This window comes from Phormidesmis sp. 146-33 (assembly GCF_052939515.1).
This window is the reverse complement of sequence record NZ_JBJPHU010000020.1, coordinates 1-18612: the sequence shown is the minus strand read 5'-3', so window position 1 is coordinate 18612 and position 18612 is coordinate 1. Positions and strand designations below refer to the sequence as shown.

Sequence of the window (18612 nt, the reverse complement as noted above, 5' to 3'; positions counted from 1 at the left end):
TCTGAGTAGACCCTTGTTGCAGGCTTAGGAGAAGGCGGATGAGTTTGAGATATGTGCAGGTATTAGATGCGTTAGATTTTGGCGATGCAGTTTCTAATCAAGTTATCCGGCTCCATCAAATGCTTTTAGAGCGGGGAGAAAACGCTCAAATTTTTAGTAAGTATGCAGACCATCGGGTAGAAGCCTATCGCCGCCCTTTCTCTGAGTTTCAGATGGATGAAGATGTGGTTTTGATCCATCACTTTTCGGGCTACTCAGAACTTGCACCCGAAATCGTGGAGTTGAGAGGGTACAAGATTCTTGCTTACCACAACATCACGCCGCATACCTTTTTTGAGCGGGGCGATCGCCTCTACGAATTCTGCAAAAAAGGGAGATCTCAACTTCAAAAAATCATTCATCACTATCATCTCGCGATCGGAGATTCTCCTTATAACTGTCAAGAAATTGCAGCTTTAGGCTTCAACTCAGTTCAAGAATTGCCGATCGCGGTGCCAGTGCCACCCAAGACTTCTCCTGCTGAGCGATTAATCGCTGATTTGAGAGGGGATGCCGATAAAGTTTGGCTATTTGTAAGTAGAATTGCTCCCAACAAACGACAAGATCTCCTGGTTGATATTTTTGCTCATTATGTAACCCAGCATCCTGACCAAACGCCCCATTTGTATCTAGTCGGTCGGTACTCAGAAGAAGATACTTACTACAGTAAAATTGTCTCCAAAATTCAGCAATATGGGTTGAGCGATCGCATTACGCTCTCCGGAAAAGTCGAAGATGAGGCCCTGCCTGCTTATTACAAAGCGGCTGATTTATTTCTGTGCGCGAGTGAGCATGAAGGATTTTGTGTGCCGATCGTCGAGGCGTTTAACTATCAGATTCCTGTGGTTGCTTATGCCTCAACTGCGGTACAAACCACCTTGGGAAGTAGTCCTGGTGCATTAGATAGCCTGGATGTTAAAAAAGCCGTCGATCGCATTCATTCTATCTTTAGCAATGAGCGACTGAGACAAGACACCATTCATCATGGACTGCGGCAGGCCAATCGGTTTAGTCCATCCACGGTCAAACAAAGTTTATATGCAATCTTAGATGAAATAGAACGCTCAAATGCTCAAAAAGAGCCGCTCAAAGTTTCAGTCGTCATTTGTACTTGCAACCGTAGTGATTATCTGTTGAGATGTCTCAATTATCTAAAAGATCAGCACTATCCCCATTTTGAAGTCATCGTGGTCAACGGCCCTTCTAAAGACGACACGATGCAGGTTCTCGCCGATCGCAAAGAAGTCAAAATTGCTCAAAACTCCCTGAGAAACCTGTCGATCTCACGGAATTTAGGCATCGAACAAGCGTCTGGTGACATTGTTGCCTTCATTGATGACGACGCGCTGCCTTACGACAATTGGCTCACAGAAATTGTCAACCGCTATCAAGAGATTCTCCCCGGTGTCGTAGGAATCGGCGGACGCACCTTTTTTGCAAATAACTTTTTCTTTCAGTTTGAGGCAGGCATTACCGATTTGTTTGGAACCGCTGCCCACGTACACCACACCGATCCCCGCGTAACAGATACTAAGTTTTATCGCTATCTGATGGGGACAAATTCAACCTTTTTTAGAGAAGCGCTGGTCGCCGTCAATGGCTTTGATGAACAATATGACTACTACTTAGACGAAACGGATTTAGCCGTAAGATTGCAGCAGGCAGGCGGTCTACTCGCAAACGCCAATCAAGCTTATGTTAGACATGAGTTTGCTCAAAGCCACAACCGTTTAGGAAAATACAACTTTAACTGGAAAGTTATTTCCAAAAACACAGTTTACTTTGGTATGAAGAATGCCAATAAAACCACTTCTATCGTCAAAAGAGTGGCAGTTACCGCAAAAAATATTCTTAAGCAACGATGTCTAGAATTTATTCGAGCCTGGTATGGCGGCGACCTGGGGCTAAAAGAGGCGCTCTATCACTGTAGTTGCGCGATCGCAGGGGCTTTGCGCGGTTATTATGATGCCTGCTTTCCTCGAAAATTTTCTCGATCGCTCACGGCTCCAACCCTGCCGTTTCTGCCTTACTTAGAGGTTGTCGAAACGCATTCCCCCGCTAACCCTTTGCCGCAAAAAATGCACATTCTGATCATCTCTCAAGAATTTCCGCCGCACGCTTTTGGAGGCATTGGCGCATACAATCAAACCCTTGCTAGAGAATTGATTCAGCTAGGGCATGAAGTGACGGTGATCAGTCGTGGCGTTCAAGATGCGACGATTGTCGTCGGCCCGTTTACTCATATTCAAGTGGCCGTGGTGGAGTATGCAGACTGTTTGCCTGAATATCCAATTTTGTCTAAAAATCTGGCCTGGTCTAGAAAGGTCGCCAAACTGACTGAAACGATTCACCACGATCGCCCCATTAGCGTCATTGAATCGGCGGTCTGGGATTTTGAAAGTATTGGCGTTTTGGCGTACCGTTCTCAACTCAAGGTGCCTTTGATGGTTCGATTGGTCACGCCGCTCTTAGTCTCAATGGAGATCAACGGCTGGCAAATGAATCAAGACCTGAAACTCTGTGCAGAAATGGAACAGGCGTTGGTGAGTCATGCAGATGCGGTGGTCGCCATTAGTCAGAGCGTCAAAGACTCTTTTGTGTCGGCTTATCAAGTAGAACCGGACGATCGCTGGTCGGTGCAGCTACTCGGCGTACAGCCCTGGCCTGCCTACAGCAATTTTACAAACTACGGCGAGCTACCCAAAGATCTTCAGCGTGGAGAAATTCAAATTCTCTTTATCGGGCGATTAGAGTCTCGCAAAGGCATTGATATCTTTCTCAAAGCGCTCAAAATCGTCATGCCTCAAGATTCGCGCATTTCAGTCTGGATTGCGGGCAAAGACATCGAAGGTTGGCAAGAAAAGGTCGGCTCGATTCTAAACCGCACCCTGCAAACTCGCGTACAGTTTCTCGGCATGGTCACCGAAGAGCGGCGAGAATTGCTCTATGCCAACTGTGACTTTATGGTGTTTCCTTCGCGCTATGAATCGTTTGGGCTGGTGGCGCTCGAAGCGATGGTTCACCAAAAGCCTGTAATCGGGGCGAGAGCCGGGGCAATTCCTGAAGTCGTGACCGACGGCGAATCGGGGCTTTTGTTTGAGCCTGACAATCCTAAAGACTTGGCACAAAAAATTCTCAAGCTCGTCACGGATGATCACCTCAGACAGCGGCTAGGCGTTGGAGCAAAGCAGAGAGTTGAGGGGCTGTCTGCCAGAAATATGGCTAAGGCCAGCGTCAATGGGTATGCGGCGTTGATTGATTCTGCGATTTCAGTCAAGCCCTTTAGCCACCCCACGATCGAGCAGTTTGAACAAGAAGTCGTCAAGCGAGAAAGAGAGCTTCAAAAGATGGAACATGCCACCGATGCCAACGTGTCTACTCCTTTAGATGGAGCCAATCCTGCTGATCTGCGGGCAGACTGGGAAGTTACCAAACCCAAGATCATCGGCTGGGGCGTATTGAACTCGATCGCCAACCGGGTGATCGTTCCCAAGGCGGCAAAATTCATTCATTCAGTGCTCTACAACTCCATGCAGATGCAGACGCTGATCAACCGCACGCTGGTCGCCGAAAACCATCAACTAAAATCTGAACTAGAACGATCGCGCCAGAGCTTCGAGAATAAGCTAGAACAGGTTGAAAGGCGAATCGAAGATAGGCAAGAAATTATGGACACTGAGTTATTAACTATTAAGACAGAGCTATTCAATTTAATTTCTAGTGTGAAAGTTGACATTAGAGAAAGGGCTGAAGAAACCACGCAAGAGATTAAACAAGAAATTAGTGATCTGAGAGAAGATCTGCGAGATTTAAAGCGACTGCTGGATGAGACCAGAATTCAAGTCATTATTGAAGGGGAAGTGATCAGAAGCGAGCTTTCTTATCAAACAAAAACGCAATCTGCACCCTCGATTCTCAACCCAGCCAAACTTGACCAGTGTTTTGATCTGCGACTCAATCTCGGCTGTGGAACAAAAGTCATGGAGGACTACATCAATGTAGATGAGAGAAGTCTTCCTGGCGTGGATGTGATTGCAGATGTGAGTCAATTACCCTTTGAGAAAGGCAGCGTCTCAGAAATCTATGCGGCTCACCTGGTTGAACATATGCCGGAATATGAGCTTAAGACTCACGTTTTACCCTACTGGTATGATCTGCTCAAAGAAAACGGCAAGCTTGTGATTATTTGCCCTGACGCAGAACATATGCTGATGGAGTATTCAAAAGGGAATTTCTCCTGGGATGCTTTGAGAAAAATTACCTACGGGGCCCAGGATTACGGCGGCAACTTTCACTACAACATGTTTAGCGCTCAGTCGCTATCGGCTATTGTTGCAAGCTGTGGATTTAGAGAGGTCACCTGCACCAACGCCCTGCTTGTCAATGGCTTTTACGAGATGCAAGTTCAAGCGATTAAATAGATTGCTTCTGCCTCCTAACCTTCTATCTTGGGACTTTAAACTAGCGTTGTCTTAAAGTCCCCCACGGGTGATGCGGATTCCGCAGTGATAACGTCTTGCAAATTAACTCGAAGCGACTAGCTTTATCGAATTCACGCCAATCTTTAATACTTAAATCTTTAATACTTAAAAGTGGGACGATCGCTTCCCTGTAAAGCAGCCTTCCATTTTGCATGAGTTTCGCCAGGCTTAATTCCCCAAAACGCCACAGCGCTGGCGATCGGCTTCAAGGACTCGTAGTTAGTTTGTCGATCGACTTTGCGTAAAATTCTCATCAGAAGGTTGCGCTCTAACTTAGACAACTGACCACCCCCACAACAGTCCAAATACCACTGCACACTGCCCGACAATGCACCAAACCATTCAGTCATCTCAGCCGTCAATCCAGCGTCGGTAAATAGCTCCTCAATGCCCCAGGGTGTTGTATTAAAGAAATGATAGGGAACTGCATGGAGCGGCTGCATAAACGCTGATTCGACATAAACCAATCCTCCGGGTTTTAGCACTCGTGCAATTTCGCGGGCTGCTAGATAGGGGTCTCGCATATGTTCCATGACGGCTTGACTAAAGACCACATCAAACACTTCATTGGCAAAGGGTAGCGCATGACCATCGCCAAAGACATCCGGTAGCTCAAACGACATATACTCAAACCCGACAAAGCGCGAATCTTTAAAGCAGCGATCGCCCGATCCACAGTCTAAAACAAATGCGTCTTCTGCCAGCTTTGGCAACACCCACTCATACATTGGTGGAAAGCTGTTACCTCGATTAACCTCCGATCGAGTAAGTGAATCTGCACCTTGTTTTTGGTTAAAGCAGGCATCATACCCTGAGAAGAAAACTTGATTACCGTGGGGAGATTTGTGAGTATCCGCAGGGCGAATTTTTACAGTTTTAGATCCACTCAGGTCTTGAAAAATTGGGTAGCGTTTAATATCGCCCTTATGTTCGTCATAGAGATCGATGTATTTTTCATCTTGTCCATTAACGGTGACATAAATCGCGCCACTCCAGCTATGAGACAGACAACGAATGCCTAAATCTGTCGCATTGGTTTCAATGATAATTTCCCAATCTGTTTTATCATCTGCAAATAAAACGCCTGCAAATCCTTCGGGAGTCCAGCCCAAATCATATCTAGACATGCCTGACGATCGAATGCTTGCATCGTGCCAGGGAACCCGCTTGTAAGTAAAATCTTCGCAGATGTGAGGCACTGATTCTGACTGAGACACGATCGCATCCGACACCCGCAGAAAATCTAGTTTGCCAAAGCTGACCTGACCCACGGGTCGATCGCAGGACTCGCAAACCAGTGCGCCAAACTTCATCCGACCCTGAGTTGTCTCTGAAGCATTAACTTTTTTGAGCGGTGACTTACAGGTTGGACAATTAAAATGTTGAGGAACTTTTAACATGGCTGGATCAATGACTAGATGAGGACTGTCGTAAAAGGCTTATTATGCAATATCTTGCTGGGCAAATGACTCAGAAACTGTTTGTCACTATAATCTGTAAATGAATGTTAGTGACTTAAAAGCAGCGTCTACTCCACGAGTTTTCAAAAGAAATGGCTTTCATTAGAATCAACTTGACTAAACAGTGACTTGAGAGAGTCTTTCAGCCACGATCGCTCAATTTTGTGAGTCTAATTTTGACAGAATCGGACTGTAGTATAATCTCCCCACAGCAACGCTCAAAAATAGGTTAGGAGGCTGCAAAAGCAATGATCAAGAATAAAGCATTGAGCAAACTGTCTAACCTGTTCACGCCCAAAAGCTCTAATCGAGACTTTTTAGAAAACCTCTATCAAATTATCTTAGAAAGGAAAATCGATCCCGTGGGTCTGGTGAATTGGTCAAAACTGCTAGAGCAAGGGGTCTCTCGGCACAATTTGGTGAGAGCTATTTTAGAGTCAAATGAGTTTTCTCAAAAGGTGATGACCAGCTATCCACCAGAGTTTTGGGGTGCCGTCCACAAAGCGAGATGTGAAATGGTGCAAACCTTGCTGCCACCTGCTAAAACGATTCTAGACCTCGGTGGTGCAAACCCAGGTGACCCGATCGGGGCGCTGCTCAGTTTTGGGTATCCCTACTCGCCCGAAAAGCTCACGATCATTGATTTGCCGCCCGATCAGCGCATCATTCCTTCGGTGGAGACGGAGACTAAATTCAATCACAACGGCTGTGAGATTGAATATATTTACACGCAGATGTCTGATTTAGGATCGTTTGCAGAAGGTTCGTTTGATCTGGTGTGGTCAGGAGAATCGATCGAGCATGTCAGCCGAGAAGATGCTCACTTGATCTTTTCGCAAGTTTACAAGCTGTTAAAGCCGGATGGAGTCTTTGCGCTAGACACCCCCAATCGCAGAATCACTCAACTTCAAAATCCCTACGGATTTATTCATCCTGAGCATAAATTGGAATATTACTATGATGATTTGATCGAAATGCTAGAACAGCATCACTTCAAGATTATTCAAACCAAAGGCATTGCTGAATTTTCTAAATCTGCTCAAGCCGAACGGTTTATTTCGGAAGAAATCTTTGCCGAATCGGGTCTTAACGATAATCCACGCAATTCTTATCTGTACTACGTCGCCTGTACGCGCCAAGAAAATGAGCGAATTGAGGACTAAGGAACGTTTGGATTTTGATTACACGATCTTCAAAAACAACCAGAGTTGGCGAAACCTTCTTTCTCAACTGTCAATTTGGCGACTCATGGCTGCATCTGAATCTAAGATTGAACAAATTCACTCTACTGTAAGAATGGCAGTCTTGATACATGCATAAAAGAGCACTCGTTACAGGATTGACAGGGCAGGACGGTTCTTATCTTGCCGAACTTCTGCTTTCTAAGGGTTACGAAGTTTTTGGTCTGGTGCGTCGATCGAGTTCTGGCAATGTCGATCGCATCAGTCATCTTTCGGGCGAGGTGAAGATTCTCTCTGGCGATCTGCTCGACCAGTGTTCACTCATGGACGCGATCATGCAGGCCCAACCAAACGAAATCTATAACTTAGCCTCTCAAAGCTACGTGCCTCTATCGTGGACTCAACCCGCACTCACGGCTGAATACACTGCTTTGGGCGTGTCTCGACTCTTAGAATCGATTCGCCGCTGTTATCCAAACGCTCGGTTTTATCAAGCGTCGAGCAGTGAGGTGTTTGGGCAACCCGATGAGTCGCCTCAGACCGAGCGCACGGCCTTTCGACCACGAAATCCCTATGGGGTTGCTAAAGCTTACGCGCACTGGATGACGATCAACTATCGCCAACAATACGGGCTGTATACCTGCTGCGGTATTACGTACACCCATGAGTCGCCTCGACGCGGTACGGAGTTTGTGTTTCGCAAGATCACCCGTGGAGCTGCTCTGATTAAGTTGGGGTTGGCCAATGAGTTAAAGTTAGGCAATCTCGATGCCCAGCGCGATTGGTGCTATGCCAAAGATGCCGTCAGCGCCATGTGGCTGATGCTGCAACAAGACCAACCGGACGACTACATCATCGCCAGTGGGGAAACGCATTCGGTGCGCGAGTTGGTTGAGTGTGCGTTCAAATCGGTGGGGCTGACGTGGCAAGATTATGTGTCGGTTGACCCGTCGTTTTATCGCCCGGATGAATCGGTGCAGCTTGTTGGCTCGATCGACAAGATTCGCAAGCAGCTAGACTGGCAACCTGAATATTCGTTTGAACAATTAGTCGAACTGTTGGTTGACCACGATCTGAAAGAACTGAGCGATCGCAAGCCCTAAATTGAGACGTTGGAATGTTGAAAATTGCGATCGATGCGACTCCCATTTTGCCCAAACCCAGCGGCATTGGCTTGTATGTGGCTAACTTGGTTGAGGCATTGGGTGAGCTACGATCGCAAGACTCTTTTGAGTTAACTCTTATCCATCAACCAGGGTTAAAGAATTGGCTACGAGGAAATTTGTCGTTTCCGGAGTATTTGCAGCAGTATTCAAATCTGCGATCGTTTCCAATTCCGGTTCGGTTGTCTAATCTATTGATTCAGTTTCCTGGGTTGTTTTTGCCTCAAGTTGAACGATCTTTTGGCGCTTTAGATATTGTGCATGGTACGAACTATACGGTGTTTCCATTTCGGTATTCTCGAAAAGTAATGACGATCTATGATCTGACATTTGTTCGGTATCCGGAGTATGCAAATTCAACCGTTAAAGCGTATGCAAATCGGGTGCAGCGCTGTCTACAGTGGACTGATTTAGTTTTAACGATTTCTGAAAGTTCTAAACAAGATATTGTTCGATTTTTGGGTGTCAAGCCTGAGAAAGTTGTCGTGACTCCTTTAGCCAGCCGATACCGTTCAGACACAGTTGTTGAATCTGAGAAGTTTGTTGAATACGACTTTTCAAAACCCTATATTTTGTTCGTCAGTACGATCGAGCCGCGCAAAAATATTATTAATCTGATTGCAGCGTTTGATCAGTTAAAGAAAAAACATCGACTTGATCATCAGCTTGTCTTGATTGGTCAAAAAGGCTGGCTATATGAAGAAATCTTTGAGCGAATTGCTCGATCGCCCTACCAAAACTCGATTCATCATCTCAGCTATTTGTCCGATCGCTCAGTGGCTTTGTTTTATTCTAGGGCAGATGTTTTTGTGTATCCCTCTCACTATGAAGGGTTTGGGTTACCTGTGTTAGAAGCGATGACGTTGGGTGCGCCTGTGGTTGCGGCGAATGCGTCCTCGTTGCCAGAAGTTGCGGGGGATGCGGCGATTTTGATCAATCCTGAAGATGTAAGTGAGCTTGCCGAAGCGATTTTGCAAGTCGTTAGTAATCCTCAACTGCGCGATCGCTTGATTCAAAAAGGTAAGGTGCAATCGCAGCAATACTCCTGGGAAAATACTGCAAAAGCGACTCTGAATGCTTATAAACTTCTAATGTCGTGATGGTTTACAAGAATTTTGTCTAGTCAGTTACTCATCAACTTATCTTTTTTGGCGACCAAGCCCACAGGTCACACAATCTATGCAAAAAATTTGGTTTCTCAGCTTCAATCTTTAGAGCCGACGTTGTTAAGTCCGCAGCAGTTTTCTGGATTTAAGCATTACTCAATTCCGGGGAATATGACTCCTGATCAAGGCAGCAAAGGTCACTTTTCTCGATTGGTTTGGACTCAATTTCAACTCCCCAAACTTTATCAAAAACTTCAGGGAAATCTATTATTTTCTCCGATTCCTGAAGCGCCTTTGTTTTCAAACTGTCGATCGATTGTTACGCTTCACGATTTAATTCCTCTAAAGTTTCCTCGGTGGTCTTCTCCGCTAACCCCTTATTTCAAATACTATATTCCTCAAGTTTTGGGTCAGGCAAAACAGATTATCTGTGACTCAGAAGCGACGGCAAATGATGCTGCACATTATTATAAAATTCCGGTTCAAAAAATGACGATCGTGCCTTTAGCGTACGATTCCAGTCACTTTCAATGTCTCAATTTGCCGATTCAAAATTACTTCTTATATATCGGTCGTCACGACGCTTATAAAAATTTGCAGCGAGTCATTCAAGCCTTTTCAACGCTGCAAACAGACGCTCAGATGTGGATTGCTGGGCCCAGCGATCGCCGCCATACACCCGTTCTCACGGCTCAAATTGAAGCATTGGGTTTGACCGATCGCGTTAAATTCTTGAGTTATGTTCCTTATGCTGAGTTGCCGACGGTGATCAATCAGGCGATCGCGCTCGTGTTTCCCAGTTTGTGTGAAGGGTTTGGCTTGCCAATTCTCGAAGCGATGGCTTGCGGAACTCCGGTGATTACGTCTAATTTGTCCTCAATGCCAGAAGTGGCGGGGGATGCAGCTTTGCTAGTTAATCCTTATGACGTGGGCGCAATTGGGGAAGCAATGGAGGCGATCGCTTCGGACTCCTCTTTGAGAAGCTGTTTGCGTCAACTGAGTCTTACCAGAGCCAGTGAGTTTAGTTGGACAAAAACAGCAGAATCTACAGCGAATGTTCTGAAACAATATCTGTAACAACATCTGTAACAATCGTCAGAAAATTTAGCTTCAATATGACTTTTGGCACAGCATGAATCTGTATTAAAAAGTTAGCCTGAGAGTATGTAGCAATCCGATTTGAGTTGCGAGATCTCGGAAAGCCCACTAAATTTCCCATTCTGGAGGACTTTAAGATGGAAAAATTCCCCAATTTTAACGTGGATTCGATGAAGTTTTTTTGCTTCGTTCTTCAGCGCTTCTGCCCCCCAACCCCCCAAAATTGGGGGACTTTAAGACAAGATTTTGGGTTCAAAGTCCCCCAATTTTGGGGGATTTAGGGGGCTGCCTGGATTAACAACCGCAGCGAAAGATTTCATCGAATTCACGTAATTTTAAGAATGATTTACGGTTCAAAGTCACCCAAACTAAAGTCCCCCAAATTTAGGGGATCTAGAGGGCGCAATCAACGTTGCATTTCACGACTAATTTAGGACTGCTATATAAAAAGCTTTGAGGTAAACTGAAATGCAATTATCCATTCAGAACGATCGCTTACACATTGATCTCAGTCTGTGGGAGCGGATTTGCGCTTTTTTCTTCAATCAAACGCTCGAGATTCCACTCGATCATATTCGACAAGTGACGATCGCAAAGCCTGACAGCAATTGGCTCGATTTGCGGATGCCAGGCACATTTTTGCCAGGTGTAATCAGAGCGGGAACTTATTACAGCGATCGCGGGCGAGAATTTTGGTATGTGCAGGAGAGCGATCACTTTCTAACCCTCGAACTTGAGGACGAATTCTACAAAAAAATTGTCTTAACGGTACGAGATAATCAGGTTTGGGCTGAGAGAATTCAACATCACTTGACTCCGGTCTAACCCCCGTTTGCCTGCTTGATTAAATACATCCGGTCGTTGCTCCACTCAGACAAGGCTTGTTTCATCAGCGCTTGATGAGCTGACACCGCATCAATGCCTCGATTGGACAGCCAGCGTCGAAACCGTCTTGGGTGGGACTGGGCAATCTTTGCTCGGCTCTTGACAGACACCCCAAACCCATTGAGATGCCCGCTCTGGCTTTGCACGATGCTAATCATCATCCAACACAAAGTCGGCAGGTGACGCGCATCTTTCCACTCATTCTCGCCTTGACTCAGAAATTGCGACAGCGCATCATAGAGGCGGAAAGTCAGTGACATTGTTTTGACTGATTTGTTTTGACTGATTTGTGTGGTTACTTCTCAGCTTAAATCATGCACTACTTCCCTCCTAGCTTCCTTTCTCGCTTTCCTGAGTTTTGTCGGTCAAGCAGGGGATGAGGGAGAACTTTGATGATCTGTTCCCCCTTTTGGGTAATCCGCTGCGCGAGGAGGGATGAAAGGATGAATTCAAATTGTTCGCTTTGCAAGTTTTACGCCTCACTCCTCACCCTCTACTTCTCTACCTTTACCCCCTTCCAAAATGCAATGTATCCGGTGATGTTTTTGGCAGCATCTTTGGGCGTGGGGTAATACCAGGCAGCATCTTTGTTTTCTTGTCCATCGACTTCTACGGTGTAGTAGCTGGCGACTCCTTTCCAGGGACAGGTGGTATGAGTGCTGCTGTCTTTGAAGTATTCACGCTTGATCGAGTCAGCCGGAAAATATTGATTGCCTTCCACGACTTCACAACGATCGCTTTCAGCAATGACGGTTCCGTTCCAAATAGCTTTTGGCATGTTGATGTGCTGTTTTCTAAAGTGATTCACTCAAAGCCTAGCGAAGAATCGCGACTCTCAGCAAGTTCGTGAGTGGGATCGACTGTTCTCATGCTTAGTTTTCAGGGGCGATCAATTCAAGTCCTCAACTCGTTTTTGAACAGAACCCCGCTCAACTATCAAGCTCAACCGATGCGTCAAATCGTTAAGAGACGATCGCTCAAATAGCCTGACTGAGACACAATGGATTCTGTCCTCAAAAGTCTCGCAACAAAAAATCTCAACGATACTGTTAAGCAAAGCGCATCGTTTACGCGATTTTACGGTCAGCTTCAAACGTTCTTTTAGGAGTTAACGCGATGAGTGCTCATTCTAGTCAGCCAGCCGTCGATTATCATGCAGTGCAATCTCTGCCAGAAGTTTGGACGATCGCCGCTCGCAACTTTGCCCAGATTCCTGCTGTCCACAACCCCCACAGCAAGCCCGCCGTCACGCTCACCTATGCCGAGCTATATCAACGGATGCAGCAGTTTGCGGCTGGGTTACAGTCATTGGGCATTTCAGCCGTCTCTTCAGAATCGATTCCGCCTCGCATTGCGCTGTTTGCGGATAACAGCCCTAACTGGCTAGTGGCTGACCAGGGAATCATGCGATCGGGCGCGGCCAATGTGGTGCGAGGCGCTCAGGCTGACCCCGATGAATTGCTATTTATTTTGAGAGATAGCGGCGCGATCGGGCTAGTGGTCGAAAATCAAGACTTGCTCAAGAAACTGCAACATGGCCTAAATGATCTGCCGATTCAGTTTGTGATTTTGCTGTCTGATGAATCCGTCGTCACCGAAGACTCGCTCAAGATGCTCACGTTTTCTCAGGTGATGGCGCTGGGCAAAACGTTTGAACTGCAACCCGTCCACCAAACTCGTCAAACCTTAGCGACCTTGATGTACACCTCTGGCACGTCAGGAATGCCCAAAGGGGTGATGCTCAGTCACGGAAATTTGCTCCATCAGATCACAGGCGCCTATGCGGTCGCCCAGCCTCAACCTGGAGAGCGCGTTCTTAGCATCCTTCCGATCTGGCACGCTTATGAGCGATCGTTTGAATATTTCGTTCTCGCCTACGGAGTCACCCAAACCTACACCAACATTCGCAGCGTCAAAAAAGATATCAAAGACTGTAGACCTCACTATATGGTCGGTGTGCCGCGCTTGTGGGAGTCGATTTACGAAGGCATTCAAAAACAGTTTCGCGACCAGCCTGCCAGCAAACAAAAGCTAGTTAAGTTCTTTCTCGACATCAGTCATCAGTATGTTGAAGCCAACCGAGTCGCCCAAAATCTGTCGCTCAAAAACCTGAATCCGTCTGCGCTTGATCGCCTGATTGCTCGGATCAAAGCGGCATCACTGTGGGTCTTTCACAAGCTGGGAGACAAACTGGTTTATCAAAAAGTGAGAGCCGGAACGGGCGGACAGATCAAGTTTTGGGTGAGTGGGGGCGGCTCGATCGCCGATCACTTAGAAGACTTTTTTGAAATCGTGGGCATTCCTCTCATCGGTGGCTATGGCTTGACCGAAACTTCCCCGATTACTCACGCCCGTCGTCCGTGGCGAAATGTCAGAGGAGCCGATGGCGAGCCGCTTCCCGATACAGAAACCCGCATCGTCGATCCCGAAACCTTCAAACCCTTGCCGACAGGAAAACGGGGGCTAGTATTACTGCGCGGGCCACAAATCATGCAGGGCTACTACAACAATCCCGAAGCGACGGCAAAAGCGATCGACCCTCAAGGCTGGTTCAACTCCGGCGATTTGGGCATGGTGACCGCTGCCAACGATCTGATCATTACGGGACGCGCCAAAGATACGATCGTCCTCACCAACGGCGAAAACATTGAACCGCAACCGATCGAGAATGCTTGTCTGCGAAGTCCCTATATTGATCAAGTGATGCTTGTCGGTCAAGACCAAAAAGTTCTGGGAGCGCTGATTGTTCCCAATGCAGAAGCCCTTGAAAAATGGGCGATCGAGCAAGGCCTCACCGACACTCATCTTTCTTCTCTAATCGCTCAGTCATCCGTCCAGGAACTCTTTCGTCTAGAAGTGAATCGATTGGTCAAAGAGCGTCCAGGCTACCGACCCGACGATCGCATCGGGCCCATGCGCTTAATTGCTGAACCGTTTACGATCGAAAATGGTCTACTCACCCAAACCTTGAAAATTCGTCGAAATGTTGTGATGGATCGCTACCAAGGTATCATTGACGAGATGTTTGTTTGACAGACGGGATCGTTCTTCGACAGCAAGATTTCTTTACTCACGCTTAACTTACAGTATCTATGGATGTCTCAAAGTCTCATCTGCTCTTGCAGCGAAACGTCAACGTCAAGGCGATCGTCACGCCCCGTTGGAAGGATGAAGCCCAACAACAACTCCAGACACAACTCAATCAAATTGATACTCAGTTGCAGCAGTTAGAGATGCAGTTGCAGCAGGTTGTCTCTGAGATTCAACGGCAAACCATTCAACCGCCTGGCCCCGAAACGATTCAGCAGATCGAAAATATTAAGGTGCAGTTTAATCAAAGAAAAAGTGAGCTTTTGGAGCAAAAGAATCAGATTCTTCAGCAGCTTCAGCAAGTTCAAATGCTCGACTTAGATCAAGAAGTTAGCCAGGGACAGGTCAACAGCATTTTTCGCATCGAAGCAGGCGACAATTTGATCGAAAAAATGAACGTTGAAATTTTGCTGCGCGATGGCATCGTCGAAGAAATTCGCGGCGACGTTTAGAATCATAAATTAAATAAATCGTGATCTGTAGGGTGTGTTGAGCCTTGAAACGCACTGCCACCGATCGAGTTTGGTGCGTCTCGCGATCGCCCGATATACCCCACAGATCTTTGGTTTTGTTCAATCCACAGCCCCTAGCGTTTCAATAGAGTGCTGTGAAGGGCGTAAAATTCGTTGAGCCAGGGTGTGTTACAACGCACGGTTTTTGAGGGGCAAAATGCTTTACGCTGGCACGCAACCCTGGCCAGTCAATGCGCCCCCTTGCAGATATCTCGAAGAGGTCGTGGTTTCTAGTTTCAAGAACGGTTCAAAACCCACAAGCCTCAAAAATACCCAAGGTGTCCCCAATCCGATAAAATTTAATCTGCAAGTTTGTGTGTAAGCCCCCACTCCCCCCAGCGAGTCGCTAACCCCTCTGACCCGGACACCCCGCAATGATTAACGAAATCTTCATGCCTGCGCTCAGTTCTACGATGACCGAAGGAAAAATTGTTTCCTGGGTCAAATCTCCCGGCGACAAAATCGAGAAAGGCGAAACGGTCGTCGTGGTCGAGTCTGACAAAGCAGATATGGATGTGGAGTCTTTTTATGAAGGCTACCTGGCTGTCATCGTCACACCTGCGGGTGAATCAGCCCCGGTGGGAATGGCGATCGCGCTGATTGCAGAAACCGAAGCCGAAATCGAAACCGCCCAACAGCAAGCCGAAAGCCCCGCCGCTGTCTCTGCCCCTGCGGCCGCCACGACTCAAGCGAGACAAGAAGCCGTCGCTGTCTCATCCGCCCCCACTGCCACAAATGGCAACAGCCCGATTCGCGAAAACGGTCGGATCGTCGCGTCGCCTCGCGCCAAGAAGTTAGCTAAGGATTTGAAGGTAGACTTGACGACGCTGAGAGGCAGCGGCCCCCACGGTCGGATCGTCGCCGAAGATGTCGAAGCGGCCGTTGGCAAGGTTGCGCCTGCTCCGACGGTTGTCCCGACTGCTGCACCCGTCGCACCTGCGGTCAAAAAAGCGCCTGTTGCGCCTGCTCCAATTCCCCTCCAGCCCGGACAAACCACACCGATGACCACGCTGCAAAATGCGGTTGTGCGATCGATGTTGAGCAGTCTGGAGGTGCCGACTTTTCATGTGGGATACACGATCACGACGGATGGACTGGACAAACTCTACAAACAACTTAAGTCAAAGGGCGTGACGATGACGGCCCTGTTGGCGAAAGCAGTCGCGGTCACGTTGCAAAAGCATCCGTTGCTCTATGCGAGTTACGTTGATCAGGGCATTCGTCAAAATGGTGCAATTAACGTTGCGGTTGCCGTTTCAATGGATGATGGCGGACTGATCACGCCCGTGTTGCAAAACGCCGACCAGATGGATATTTATTCGCTGTCTCGCACCTGGAAAGATCTGGTCGATCGCGCCCGTTCTAAGCAGCTACAGCCTGATGAATACAGTTCTGGAACCTTTACGCTGTCTAATTTAGGGATGTTTGGCGTGAGTTCTTTTGATGCAATCTTGCCACCGGGACAGGGGTCGATTTTGGCGATCGGGGCTTCTCGTCCTCAAGTCGTCGCTACCGAAGATGGGCTATTAGGAGTTAAGCGCCAAATGCAGGTGAATATTACCTGCGATCATCGAATTATCTATGGAGCCAATGCGGCCGCCTTTCTCCAGGATTTGTCAAAGCTGATTGAATCAAATTCGCAGTCTTTGACGATGTAGCTTGATTAAATGTAGTCTTGACTAAATGTAGTTTGATCAGGGAACCGATCGCTTGATTCAATCGATTCCCCATTTTGCCTAACTTTTAGCGAATCGTTGAGCCAGAGATGGGTTGAGGAACTAGACCCACCAGACGCGACTGCACATCAGCGGGAAGAATCACGCCGTTGATCGCATGAATCACACCATTGCTGGTTTGAATGTCGGCACCCACAACAGGAGCACTTGTGAGGGCGATCGGTTCACCGATGAGCGATCGTAGTTCTCGTGACCCGACTTCATTAGACAGCACTTTGCCGCGCACGATGTGGTTTTCGAGAATTCTCACCAAGAGATCGCGGTTTTCGGGCTGCACGAGTGCCTTAAAAGTGCCTTGAGGTAAGGCCGCCAACGCTTCATCAGTTGGGGCAAAGACAGTGTAGCTACTGCTGCCATTCAATACAGTACTCAAAGCACCATTCTGATCAGCCACTCTCAACAGGGCGTTAAATAGCTCAAAAGAAGGGCTTTGACGAACGATCGCATCCAACGTCTGAGACGAAGACGACGAGGGAACTACTATGCCCTGAGATGAGCCTCGTGAAGGTACAGGTCTTTGGACAGGGCTTTCAGGAGTCGTGTTATTGGGAGTCGTGTTGGTAGGAGCATCCAGTCCGCCGGGAGCCTGGGGACGGTTTGCAGGTGTGTTGATGCCACCCGGATTGGTTTGGTCGCTGGAGCTACCAGGCGTTGTGTTGTTGGGAGTCGTGTTGGTAGGAGCATCTAGCCCACCGGGAGCTTGGGGACGATTTGCAGGCGTGTTGATGCCACCCGGATTGGTTTGGTCGTTAGGAACGTTGGGTTGAGGACGCGCTGCTGGGGCTTCGCTGCCGCTGGATGGGTTGAGTTGGGAGGGTTCGTCAGGTGTTGAGTTGACGTTAGAATCTCTTCCAGTCGAGCCGCTTGACGGAGAAGCAGATTGTGCAAACGTGGGTAGGGCAACCGCAAGGCTAAATCCCAATACCCCGATCGTGCTTGCTAGCTTTTTGAATGAGTTCTTCATCACAACTAATTATTATTCAGAACTCCTAAGACTATGACAGGGACGATCGCTCTACCTCCCTCAGCCGAGATAGTCCTAAAGTAAGGCTTTGGGACGGGACGATCGAGTCACTTGAGAAAGGCTAGAATTGACTGTTTGCTAGATCAAACCTCCAATCAAGCTGGGTTGGGTTCCTGAAAAGAGATTCCTTCGTAGATTTCGGCGACGGTCATCGCGATCTCAACTGAGGCAAATTTCACAACTTCTTCAGGTGATTCATACACGCGATAGATCCATGAATTGTGATCTGATTTGGTATATTGCTGAACCTCTAATTCATATTGATTGATCAATACATATTCTTGAAGTTGGGGAAGCGATCGAGAGTATCTAAACTTATCGCCTTTATCATAATCTTCCGTTGACTTGGATAACACTTCGATGATTAAGCAAGGATTCTCAACGGTATCGGTACGGTTTTGATAAAGGACAGGCTCACCTTGAATCACCATCACATCGGGATACGTGAACTTGCGATGCTTGGGAATCCACAACCGGACATCGCTAGAGAAGAATCGATAGCCCTTGCCCCGTAGCTTAGACTTCAAGATCCATAAATTGGTGATAATCTCATTGTGATTGAGTGAGCCGCCTGTCATGGGAATGATTTCTCCGTCTTGATACTCACTTTTGTATTCAGCCTGTTCTTCACGAGAGAGATACTCTTCTGGGCTGTAGCGTTTTTCGACTTCTGTGGCTTGCATAAGATCTACCAACGATCGATTTCCTAAATAATAAGCGAGATGCAATTGCTCACACCTCGCTGAATTGGTAATGGGTTAATTAGACCTCCTACGCGAATCTGGAAACGCCCCCTAAATCCCCCACAAGTGAGGGACTTTGAGCCAAGACTTGCGG

Annotated in this window: 14 protein-coding genes; 9 read left to right on the top strand and 5 right to left on the bottom strand. The window is 47.4% G+C overall.

Annotated features, from left to right (window positions below; genetic code table 11):
• Positions 1 to 38: 38 nt before the first annotated feature.
• Positions 39 to 4460 (top strand): glycosyltransferase, encoded by a 4422-nt coding sequence (locus ACJ2PR_RS10445; RefSeq protein WP_446876957.1) that lies wholly within the window; start codon positions 39 to 41, stop codon positions 4458 to 4460.
• Between the two features lie 158 nt (positions 4461 to 4618).
• Here the strand turns inward: ACJ2PR_RS10445 and ACJ2PR_RS10440 are convergent, their stop codons facing one another.
• Positions 4619 to 5920 (bottom strand): class I SAM-dependent methyltransferase, encoded by a 1302-nt coding sequence (locus tag ACJ2PR_RS10440; RefSeq protein WP_446876956.1) that lies wholly within the window; start codon positions 5918 to 5920, stop codon positions 4619 to 4621.
• 308 nt (positions 5921 to 6228) lie between these two features.
• Between ACJ2PR_RS10440 and ACJ2PR_RS10435 the strand changes: the two genes are divergently transcribed.
• The 5 genes from ACJ2PR_RS10435 to ACJ2PR_RS10415 all read left to right on the top strand — a co-directional run bounded on the left by ACJ2PR_RS10435 (position 6229) and on the right by ACJ2PR_RS10415 (position 11353).
• On the top strand, positions 6229 to 7143 hold the full coding sequence (locus tag ACJ2PR_RS10435; RefSeq protein ID WP_446876955.1) for a DUF4214 domain-containing protein: 915 nt from the start codon (positions 6229 to 6231) through the stop codon (positions 7141 to 7143).
• Between the two features lie 149 nt (positions 7144 to 7292).
• Complete coding sequence (locus ACJ2PR_RS10430; RefSeq protein ID WP_446876954.1) at positions 7293 to 8264, top strand: GDP-mannose 4,6-dehydratase; 972 nt, start codon at positions 7293 to 7295, stop codon at positions 8262 to 8264.
• Between the two features lie 14 nt (positions 8265 to 8278).
• Positions 8279 to 9424: a glycosyltransferase family 4 protein gene (locus tag ACJ2PR_RS10425; protein ID WP_446876953.1), complete on the top strand. Its 1146-nt coding sequence runs from the start codon at positions 8279 to 8281 to the stop codon at positions 9422 to 9424.
• A gap of 15 nt (positions 9425 to 9439) precedes the next feature.
• Positions 9440 to 10507 carry a glycosyltransferase family 4 protein gene (locus ACJ2PR_RS10420; RefSeq protein WP_446866029.1) on the top strand — a complete coding sequence of 356 codons (1068 nt, stop codon included), beginning with the start codon at positions 9440 to 9442 and terminating at the stop codon, positions 10505 to 10507.
• Positions 10508 to 10996: 489 nt separating this feature from the next.
• Positions 10997 to 11353: a hypothetical protein gene (locus tag ACJ2PR_RS10415; RefSeq protein ID WP_446876952.1), complete on the top strand. Its 357-nt coding sequence runs from the start codon at positions 10997 to 10999 to the stop codon at positions 11351 to 11353.
• Here the strand turns inward: ACJ2PR_RS10415 and ACJ2PR_RS10410 are convergent.
• A complete protein-coding gene (locus ACJ2PR_RS10410) occupies positions 11350 to 11673 on the bottom strand; it encodes a hypothetical protein (protein WP_446866027.1) in 324 nt (107 codons plus the stop codon). The two genes, ACJ2PR_RS10415 and ACJ2PR_RS10410, sit on opposite strands and share 4 nt — an antisense overlap.
• A gap of 233 nt (positions 11674 to 11906) precedes the next feature.
• Positions 11907 to 12191: a DUF427 domain-containing protein gene (locus ACJ2PR_RS10405; protein ID WP_446866026.1), complete on the bottom strand. Its 285-nt coding sequence runs from the start codon at positions 12189 to 12191 to the stop codon at positions 11907 to 11909.
• 338 nt (positions 12192 to 12529) lie between these two features.
• Here ACJ2PR_RS10405 and ACJ2PR_RS10400 point away from each other — a divergent pair, with 338 nt between their 5' ends.
• The 3 genes from ACJ2PR_RS10400 to ACJ2PR_RS10390 all read left to right on the top strand — a co-directional run bounded on the left by ACJ2PR_RS10400 (position 12530) and on the right by ACJ2PR_RS10390 (position 16673).
• Positions 12530 to 14446 (top strand): AMP-dependent synthetase/ligase, encoded by a 1917-nt coding sequence (locus ACJ2PR_RS10400; protein WP_446876951.1) that lies wholly within the window; start codon positions 12530 to 12532, stop codon positions 14444 to 14446.
• Between the two features lie 59 nt (positions 14447 to 14505).
• Entirely contained in the window at positions 14506 to 14955 is a 450-nt protein-coding gene (locus ACJ2PR_RS10395; RefSeq protein ID WP_446856597.1) for a YlqD family protein, read from the top strand.
• 434 nt (positions 14956 to 15389) lie between these two features.
• Positions 15390 to 16673, top strand: a complete 1284-nt coding sequence (locus tag ACJ2PR_RS10390) for a dihydrolipoamide acetyltransferase family protein (protein ID WP_446876950.1) — start codon at positions 15390 to 15392, stop codon at positions 16671 to 16673.
• An 85-nt stretch (positions 16674 to 16758) separates the two neighbouring features.
• On the opposite strand, the gene ACJ2PR_RS10385 is transcribed toward ACJ2PR_RS10390, so the two are convergent.
• Positions 16759 to 17715, bottom strand: a complete 957-nt coding sequence (locus ACJ2PR_RS10385; RefSeq protein ID WP_446876949.1) for a fasciclin domain-containing protein — start codon at positions 17713 to 17715, stop codon at positions 16759 to 16761.
• Between the two features lie 155 nt (positions 17716 to 17870).
• A complete protein-coding gene (locus tag ACJ2PR_RS10380; protein WP_446876948.1) occupies positions 17871 to 18458 on the bottom strand; it encodes a Uma2 family endonuclease in 588 nt (195 codons plus the stop codon).
• Between the last annotated feature and the right edge of the window lie 154 nt (positions 18459 to 18612).

Excerpts from the sequence above, each read along its gene's own strand:
- ACJ2PR_RS10415 (WP_446876952.1), top strand. The coding sequence starts at position 10,997 with ATGCAATTATCCATTCAGAACGATCGCTTACACATTGATCTCAGTCTG.
- ACJ2PR_RS10400 (WP_446876951.1), top strand. The coding sequence starts at position 12,530 with ATGAGTGCTCATTCTAGTCAGCCAGCCGTCGATTATCATGCAGTGCAA.
- ACJ2PR_RS10385 (WP_446876949.1), bottom strand. The coding sequence starts at position 17,715 with ATGAAGAACTCATTCAAAAAGCTAGCAAGCACGATCGGGGTATTGGGA.
- ACJ2PR_RS10395 (WP_446856597.1), top strand. The coding sequence starts at position 14,506 with ATGGATGTCTCAAAGTCTCATCTGCTCTTGCAGCGAAACGTCAACGTC.
- ACJ2PR_RS10405 (WP_446866026.1), bottom strand. The coding sequence starts at position 12,191 with ATGCCAAAAGCTATTTGGAACGGAACCGTCATTGCTGAAAGCGATCGT.
- ACJ2PR_RS10410 (WP_446866027.1), bottom strand. The coding sequence starts at position 11,673 with ATGTCACTGACTTTCCGCCTCTATGATGCGCTGTCGCAATTTCTGAGT.
- ACJ2PR_RS10445 (WP_446876957.1), top strand. The coding sequence starts at position 39 with ATGAGTTTGAGATATGTGCAGGTATTAGATGCGTTAGATTTTGGCGAT.
- ACJ2PR_RS10435 (WP_446876955.1), top strand. The coding sequence starts at position 6,229 with ATGATCAAGAATAAAGCATTGAGCAAACTGTCTAACCTGTTCACGCCC.
- ACJ2PR_RS10440 (WP_446876956.1), bottom strand. The coding sequence starts at position 5,920 with ATGTTAAAAGTTCCTCAACATTTTAATTGTCCAACCTGTAAGTCACCG.
- ACJ2PR_RS10430 (WP_446876954.1), top strand. The coding sequence starts at position 7,293 with ATGCATAAAAGAGCACTCGTTACAGGATTGACAGGGCAGGACGGTTCT.
- ACJ2PR_RS10380 (WP_446876948.1), bottom strand. The coding sequence starts at position 18,458 with ATGCAAGCCACAGAAGTCGAAAAACGCTACAGCCCAGAAGAGTATCTC.
- ACJ2PR_RS10425 (WP_446876953.1), top strand. The coding sequence starts at position 8,279 with ATGTTGAAAATTGCGATCGATGCGACTCCCATTTTGCCCAAACCCAGC.
- ACJ2PR_RS10390 (WP_446876950.1), top strand. The coding sequence starts at position 15,390 with ATGATTAACGAAATCTTCATGCCTGCGCTCAGTTCTACGATGACCGAA.